General features: G+C 66.3%; 7 protein-coding genes. 1 reads left to right on the top strand and 6 read right to left on the bottom strand.

Annotation, left to right across the window (positions count from 1 at the left end; all coding sequences use genetic code 11):
- Positions 1–799 (bottom strand): carboxyl transferase domain-containing protein (locus RBB31_RS20500; RefSeq protein WP_306131113.1); only part of this gene is annotated, 799 nt, incomplete at its 3' end.
- A 158-nt stretch (positions 800–957) separates the two neighbouring features.
- On the opposite strand from RBB31_RS20500, the gene RBB31_RS20495 reads away from it, so the two are divergent.
- Positions 958–1,569 carry an OmpW family protein gene (locus tag RBB31_RS20495; protein WP_306131112.1) on the top strand — a complete coding sequence of 204 codons (612 nt, stop codon included), beginning with the start codon at positions 958–960 and terminating at the stop codon, positions 1,567–1,569.
- An 80-nt stretch (positions 1,570–1,649) separates the two neighbouring features.
- On the opposite strand, the gene RBB31_RS20490 is transcribed toward RBB31_RS20495, so the two are convergent.
- From RBB31_RS20490 to RBB31_RS20470, 5 genes are all read right to left on the bottom strand, one after another.
- On the bottom strand, positions 1,650–2,255 hold the full coding sequence (locus RBB31_RS20490) for a hypothetical protein (protein ID WP_306131111.1): 606 nt from the start codon (positions 2,253–2,255) through the stop codon (positions 1,650–1,652).
- 2 nt (positions 2,256–2,257) lie between these two features.
- Positions 2,258–2,734, bottom strand: a complete 477-nt coding sequence (locus tag RBB31_RS20485; RefSeq protein ID WP_306131110.1) for a lysozyme inhibitor LprI family protein — start codon at positions 2,732–2,734, stop codon at positions 2,258–2,260.
- Positions 2,731–4,230 (bottom strand): AMP-binding protein, encoded by a 1,500-nt coding sequence (locus tag RBB31_RS20480; protein ID WP_306131114.1) that lies wholly within the window; start codon positions 4,228–4,230, stop codon positions 2,731–2,733. Before RBB31_RS20480 ends, RBB31_RS20485 begins: the two co-directional genes overlap by 4 nt.
- 70 nt (positions 4,231–4,300) lie before the next feature.
- A complete protein-coding gene (locus RBB31_RS20475) occupies positions 4,301–4,615 on the bottom strand; it encodes a hypothetical protein (RefSeq protein WP_306131109.1) in 315 nt (104 codons plus the stop codon).
- Between the two features lie 4 nt (positions 4,616–4,619).
- Positions 4,620–5,783 carry an isovaleryl-CoA dehydrogenase gene (locus RBB31_RS20470; protein WP_306131108.1) on the bottom strand — a complete coding sequence of 388 codons (1,164 nt, stop codon included), beginning with the start codon at positions 5,781–5,783 and terminating at the stop codon, positions 4,620–4,622.
- Between the last annotated feature and the right edge of the window lie 222 nt (positions 5,784–6,005).

Below are 6,005 nucleotides of genomic sequence, written 5' to 3'. Positions count from 1 at the left end.
CGCCCACCGACCCCACCGCCCGCCGCGCCAGGGCCAGCGCATGCGCATCATCCTCCGCCAGGTAATCCGCCACGCCACTCAGCCGCGTGTGCACATCTCCCCCGCCCAGGTCTTCTGCCGTCACGTCCTCGCCCGTCGCCGCCTTCACCAGCGGCGGCCCGGCCAGGAAAATCGTCCCCTGGTCGCGCACAATGATCGTCACATCGCTCATCGCCGGCACATAAGCCCCCCCGGCGGTGCACGACCCCATGACCACGGCGATCTGCGAAATCCCTTTCGCACTCATCCGCGCCTGGTTGTAGAAGATCCGCCCGAAATGATCCCGGTCCGGGAACACCTCGTCCTGGTTGGGCAGGTTCGCCCCGCCCGAATCCACCAGGTAGATGCAGGGCAAGCGGCATTCCTCGGCGATCTCCTGCGCCCGCAGGTGCTTTTTGACTGTCATCGGGTAATAGGTGCCGCCTTTCACCGTGGCGTCATTGCACACCACCATGCAGTCGCGCCCCTGCACGCGCCCCACGCCCGCGATCACACCTGCACATGGCGCCGCGCCGTCGTAGAGCCCGTGCGCCGCCACCGCACCCACCTCCAGGAACGGACTGCCCGGGTCCAGCAGGTTCGCCACCCGCTCGCGCGGAGGCATCTTGCCCCGGCTCTTGTGGCGCTCCCGCGCGGCCGCGCCGCCGCCCTCTGCGGCCGCGCGCGCGGCCTCTTCCACCACCGCCAGCGCCTCCAGATGCGCCTCCCGGTTGGCCTGGAACTCCGCCGATCCGGTCAGGGTCTTCGAGGCAATCTTCATCGCACCGCTCCTTTCACATACCCTTCCACCGCCGCAGCGCAGCAGCGCGGCGCCCGTACGCGCCCAATCAACTTTCCATCACGATTTTGACTTGCATCAAGGCGCCTTAGCGATTGCGCGCGCATACTCGGCCCACACAAGACAGAAGTGGAAAGACCATGAAACATCTCACCGCCCTCGCACTCGCAGCAATCGCCGCCACCACCGCGCCCGCCCTCGCGCAGGAGCGCGGCGACGTCTCTCTTGGCATCGGCCTCGCCGGCGTCCTCCCCGAAAGCGGCAACGGCGTGCTCGCCGGCCCGACGCCCATCGACGTCGACAACGGCTATTCTCTCTCGCTGACCGGCGAATACTTCATCGCCGACAACCTCGGCGTCGAGCTTCTGGCCGCCTGGCCCTTCGCCCATGACATCGACTCCGGCGGCGTCAGGATCGGCGAGGTCAAGCACCTGCCGCCCACCCTCTCGCTGCAATACCACTTCACCAACAAAGGCAACGTCACACCCTTCATCGGCGCGGGCATCAACTATACCACCTTCACCGAGTCGAAGGCCGTCGGCCCGCTTGCCGGCAATGACCTCGACCTCGACGACAGCTGGGGCCTCGCCCTGCACGCGGGCCTTGATTACAAGGTCTCCGACAAGGGCGCGCTGCGGACAGACGTGCGCTGGATGAACATCGAAAGCGACGTCAAGCTGAACGGCGTGGACATCGGCAAGGCCAAGATCAACCCGTGGGTCTTCGGCGTGTCCTACGTGCACACGTTCTGATCCTTCCCGGGGGACGGGGAAGCAGGCGGGGCGGGCCTTCGGGCCGGCCCCGTTTTTGTATGTGGCACGCACCGTCTGAGTCATTCTTCCGGCCTCGAACGCGGGCGCACCGGGTCCGGCGCGGCGATCCAGCCTGCCTCGAACGCCGGCGGCACCATGTCCTGATGGCGCGCCACCTGCCACGCGATCACGGCCGCGCGCAGCCGCCCGTTGGCCTCGCGGGCCCGGCACCACATCTCCATCCGTGGGCTGTGCCCGGCACAATCCCGCCCAGCCGACATGCCATGCGCCAGGTGGAAGAGCTGCTCGTAAAGCACGTCCGCAAAAGGTTTTTCCGCCTCCGCGATTTCAGCGCTTTCGGGATCCGGCAACTCGGTCAGCACCCGCGCCCGCCAGATATCCTGCTCCACCGCCAGCGCCTTCTGACAGCCCAGCGGTTCCTCGGACCGGTCGCAGATCACGATCCCGATCGTGCCACAAAACTCCACCCCGTTCACATTGGCCAGCGGATAGCCCGCCTTCTCCGCCGGGGTCGGTGCAAACGCGTCGACCGCCTGCTCGTAACGCAGGATCTCGCCGCGCAGGCAGGTGGCGAAATCCGGCAGCGGCGCGTCATCGGCCAGCGCCACCGCGGGCCACAGGGCCGCCTGCGCCAGCATCAGGACCAACTCGCGCCGCCACGCCATGCCTACAGCCCTCCGCGCATGTCGCGCAGCTCCAGCGCCCGCTGCGCCGTCATCCGCATCAGGCAGGACGCCGCCGCGACCGACCGGATCGTGCCGCCCCGGTTGCGCTCATAGGCCAGGCTGCACTCGGCGTCGCGAAACGCGATCCACGCCCGCTGCGCCGTCAAAAGCGCCTCGGACACAGGGGGGTGGCCGGTATCGAACTGATCCACCTGCGCCCGGGTCGCCTTGTATTCCCGGTTTAGGAACCCGTCCCACGCCGCCGTCTCGGCTTGCACACACGCAACGATGCCGATCGTCGAGCCTCCGCCCGGCTGCGTCTGGCACTGGTTGGCGGCATCGCCCACGCAACTCGGCACGCCCGCATCGCGCGGGGCGCCGTGGAAACAGGCCGCCACCGTGGTCTCGTCCACTCGTGCCTCCTGCGCCTGCGCGGCACCTGCCGCTATCAGGACAATCGCAATACTGCGTCCAATCATGCCTCACCCTCCGTTTCCGCCACCGCGCGCGCTTTCAACTCCTTGCGGATGACCTTGCCCGTCACCGTCATCGGCAGCGCCTCCAGGAACGTCACCTCGCGGGGATAAGAGTACCCCGCAAGCCGTTCTTTCACATGGGTTTTCAGCGCCTCGGCCAAGGCCTCATCCGCCGTCACGCCGGCCCGCACCACCACATAGGCCTTCACGATCTCGGTGCGCAGGGCGTCGGGCTTGCCCACCACGCCCACCGTCGCCACCGCATCATGCGTAAGCAGGCAATCCTCGATCTCCGCCGGCCCGATCCGGTAGCCTGAACTGGTGATCACGTCATCCTCGCGCCCGACAAAGCGCAGGAACTCCTCGTCCCACACCCCCCGGTCCCCGGTCAGCATCCAATCGCCCTTGAACTTATCTGCCGTCTGCTCGGGTCGGTTCCAGTATTCCAGCATCATGCTGGCCGACCCGCGCCTTACGGCGACATCGCCCTCTTCATCCGTGGGCCGGCCTTCGCGGTCCAGCACCGCAACGTCATGCCCCGGCACCACCTTGCCGATGCAGCCCGGTTTCGGGTCGAACAGGCTCTGGCACGAACAAGCCACAAGGTTGCACTCTGTCTGCCCGTAAAACTCGTTGATCGTCAGACCGAACGCCTTGCGGCCCCAGTCCAGCATCTCCGCGCCCAGCGGCTCGCCACCGCTGGCCACCGTGCGCAAGCCCTCGATGCACTCGTCGGCGGCCTTCAGCATCCGCAACGCCGTGGGCGGGAAAAATATATTCCGAACCGCGCCCTGCCGGATGATCTTCACGCACTCCTCGACGCTGAATTTCGGCAACCGTGCCGCCACCACCGGCACGCCCAAGGCAAGCCCCGGCATCAGGATATTGAACAACCCGCCGATCCAGGCCCAGTCGGCGGGCGTCCACAGGCAATCCCCTTCGTGCTGGCCCAGGAAATCATGCGGCATCTCCACCCCCGGCAGATGCCCTGTCAGCACCCGGTGCCCGTGCAGCGCGCCCTTGGGGCTGCCGGTCGTCCCACTGGTATAGATCAGCACGGCAGGGTCGTCCGGCCCGGTCTCGGCCGTGTCGAAGCCGCCCGCGTCGGGCAGGTCCACCTGCTCCGGCACGAAGGCCTCCACTTCCGGCAAAACCGAAAGCATATCAATACCTTCAACGTCAGTGACGACGATCTTCGCCCCCGCGTCCCGCACCCGGCTGGTCAGCGCATCTTCGCGAAACAGCTTGAAGAGCGGGATCGACACCGCCCCGATTTTCCAGATCGCGATATGCGCCGCCGCGCACCATCCCCCCTGGCTGCGCAGCACGCCCACCCGGTCACCCCGTGCCACGCCACGCGCCACCAATGCATGCGCCAGCCGGTCCGCCATGTCCCGCAGATCGCCATAGCTCAGCTCCCGGCCCATCTCCGCCAGGTCCTTGATCGCCACGCGTTCCGGCTCTCGCTTGGACCAGTCGTCACACACCTGCGTCGCCATGTTCAGCCGCGCCGGAAGGTCCCAGGAAAATCCGGCCCTCAACGCATCATATGACTTTTGCTCCAACACCTTACGTGCCTTCCTTCATCTCTTGCCGGTCGGTTACCTCGCCGAAGCGGTCCACGAAATACTCCACTCGCAGACCGCCCGCACGCCCACAGGTCACCACCAGCCACAGCGACACCGATTCCGCCGGCGTGGCCTGGCAATCGCTCCGCTCGGCCCCGGCGCCTGCCTCGGCCACGTACCTGTCCGCCACCGCTTCGATCACCGCCGTCTCCGTCGTTGTCACCGACCGCCCGCCCAACAAAAGCGCCAGCACGGCGCCACAGCAGACCAGCGCCAGAAGCGGCACGAAGAACCACGGAGACCCCGGAAACTTCATGGGCCTATGCCATCGCCCCCATCAGCTCGCGCCCGATCAGCATCCGCCTGATCTCGGACGTGCCCGCTCCGATCTCCATCAGCTTGGCATCCCGGAAGATCCGCGCCACGGCGGCATCGTTCAAGAACCCGGCACCGCCCATCGCCTGCACCGCCTGGTGCGCCTGCACCATCGCCTGCTCGCTAGCGTAAAGACAGCAGGCCGCCGCGTCCTGGCGCGTCACCTCGCCCCGGTCACACGCCTTGGCCACCTCATAGACATAGGCCCGGGCCGAGTTCATCGCCGTGTACATGTCCGCGATCTTGCCCTGCATCAGCTGGAAATTCCCGATGGGCTGCCCGAACTGCTTGCGCTCGGCCATGTAGGGCATGATCTCGTCCAGGCAGGCCGCCATGATCCCCAGGCCGATCCCTGCCAGGACCACGCGCTCGTAATCCAGACCCGACATCAGCACCTTCACGCCCTTGCCCTCCTCGCCCAGCACGTTCTCGAACGGCACTTCCACGTCCTCGAAGATCAGCTCGGCGGTATTGCTGCCGCGCATCCCCAGCTTGTCGAAATGCGCCGATGTGGTGAAGCCCGTCATCGCCTTCTCGATCAGGAACGCGGTGATTCCCTTTGCCCCCGCCTCCGGCTCGGTCTTGGCATAGACCACCAGCGTATCGGCATCCGGCCCGTTGGTGATCCAATACTTGTTGCCATTGAGGCGATAGTGATCGTTGCGCTTCTCGGCCTTTAGGCTCATCGACACCACGTCGCTGCCCGCGCCCGCCTCGGACATGGCCAGCGCGCCGACATGCTCGCCGCTGATCAACCCCGGCAGATATTTCGCCCGCTGTTCATCGCTGCCGTTCAGCTTGATCTGGTTCACGCACAGGTTCGAATGCGCGCCATAGCTGAGCGACACGCTGGCCGAGGCCCGCGCCACCTCCTCCACCGCGACGACATGCGCCAGATATCCCATCCCGACGCCGCCAAGCTCCTCCGGCACGGTGATGCCCAACAGGCCCAGCTCGCCCATCTCGGTCCACAGCTCGGACGGAAACACGTTCGTCCGGTCGATCTCGGCCGCCATCGGCTTGACCCGCTCCTGCGCCCAGCGATGCACCATCTCGCGCAAGCTGTGCACGTCGTCGCCAAGGTCGAACTTCATCACCGCGTCGAACATTCTCACCCCTCCCGGCGTTTATTGAACACTTGTTCATTTATAGTCCCGGCCCGGCCTCCCGTCAATCCCGCGCGCAGCGCCGGAACCGATTCCGCCGGCCACGGGTTGGCCCCCAGACACCCTCATTCTAACAAAGGAGTCTTCCGATGTCCGATGATCTGAGAGAAACCCTGTGGAAGCGCCTCGACAGCCTGCAAGCCGGCATGCTGTCCTCACCCAGCG

The sequence above is a fragment of the Roseovarius sp. MMSF_3350 genome (assembly GCF_030733425.1).
Classification (GTDB): Bacteria; Pseudomonadota; Alphaproteobacteria; order Rhodobacterales; family Rhodobacteraceae; genus Roseovarius.
The sequence above is the reverse complement of the archived record's forward strand: the minus strand, read 5'-3'. Positions and strand labels throughout refer to the sequence as shown.

Excerpts from the sequence above, each read along its gene's own strand:
- RBB31_RS20495 (WP_306131112.1), top strand. The coding sequence starts at position 958 with ATGAAACATCTCACCGCCCTCGCACTCGCAGCAATCGCCGCCACCACC.
- RBB31_RS20490 (WP_306131111.1), bottom strand. The coding sequence starts at position 2,255 with ATGGCGTGGCGGCGCGAGTTGGTCCTGATGCTGGCGCAGGCGGCCCTG.
- RBB31_RS20485 (WP_306131110.1), bottom strand. The coding sequence starts at position 2,734 with ATGATTGGACGCAGTATTGCGATTGTCCTGATAGCGGCAGGTGCCGCG.
- RBB31_RS20480 (WP_306131114.1), bottom strand. The coding sequence starts at position 4,230 with ATGGCGACGCAGGTGTGTGACGACTGGTCCAAGCGAGAGCCGGAACGC.
- RBB31_RS20475 (WP_306131109.1), bottom strand. The coding sequence starts at position 4,615 with ATGAAGTTTCCGGGGTCTCCGTGGTTCTTCGTGCCGCTTCTGGCGCTG.
- RBB31_RS20470 (WP_306131108.1), bottom strand. The coding sequence starts at position 5,783 with ATGTTCGACGCGGTGATGAAGTTCGACCTTGGCGACGACGTGCACAGC.